Below are 1,065 nucleotides of genomic sequence, written 5' to 3'. Positions count from 1 at the left end.
CGACGATCGAGGGTGCGACCGTCTCGGTCGCCAACGGTGGCGACGTGACCTGCACGATCACCAACGACGATCAGCCGGGCACGTTGACGCTGGTCAAGGACGTGGTCAACGACAACGGCGGCACGGCGGAGGCGACCGACTGGACGCTGACCGCCGAGGGGCCGACGCTCATCACTGGTGCGACCGGTTCTGAGGCGGTGACTGGCGCGACGGTGGACGCCGGAGGCTACGAGCTCTCGGAGGCCGGAGGCCCGGGTGGTTACGTTCCCGGTGATTGGACCTGTACGGGTGGAGAGCTTGAGGGAATCACCGTCACGGTTCCGAACGGTGGGGACGTGACGTGCACGATCACCAATGACGATCAGCCGGCGACGTTGACGTTGGTGAAGGAGGTCGTCAACGATGACGGTGGGTCGGCGGTGGCGACGGAGTGGACGCTGTCTGCTGACGGGCCGACGCCGATCAGTGGTGCTACCGGCAGTGACGCGGTGACCGGTGCGACGGTGGAGGCGGGTGAGTACGACCTGTCGGAGGTTGACGGGCCGGCCGGTTACGCCGCTTCGGACTGGACCTGTACCGGCGCGACGGTGACCGGTGCCACCGTGGCCGTCCCCAACGGCGCAGACGTGACCTGCACGATCACCAACGACGACCAGCCGGGCACATTGACGTTGCGCAAGCAGGTGGAGACCGGGGCAACTGGCGCCACCGACGTGCCTGCGGACTGGACGCTGACCGCCGACGGGCCGACGCCGATCTCTGGTGCGTCCGGGTCACCCGCGGTGAGCGGCGCGGCGGTGAACGCCGGAACCTACGAGCTCACCGAGGCCGGTCCGGGTGGCTATGACGCAGGGGACTGGAGCTGTGAAGGGGCCGGAGGGACGTTGGAGGGGGCGTCGCTCACGTTGGCCAACGGTGCCGACGTCACCTGCACGATTGTGAACACTGCGCAGCAGCCCACCTTGACCTTGGTGAAAGACGTGGTGAACGACGCTGGTGGGACGGCTGAGGCGACGGACTGGACGTTGTCGGCGACGGGTCCGACGGCGGGTGTGTCGGGGGTGA

General features: G+C 68.1%; 1 pseudogene. It reads left to right on the top strand.

Annotated elements, in window-relative coordinates:
- Nucleotides 1-44: 44 nt before the first annotated feature.
- Nucleotides 45-1,065: pseudogene (locus tag KV097_RS18915) on the top strand (hypothetical protein); the annotation flags it as partial.

The sequence above is a fragment of the Mumia sp. zg.B17 genome (assembly GCF_019550915.1).
Classification (GTDB): Bacteria; Actinomycetota; Actinomycetes; order Propionibacteriales; family Nocardioidaceae; genus Mumia.
The sequence above is the reverse complement of the archived record's forward strand: the minus strand, read 5'-3'. Positions and strand labels throughout refer to the sequence as shown.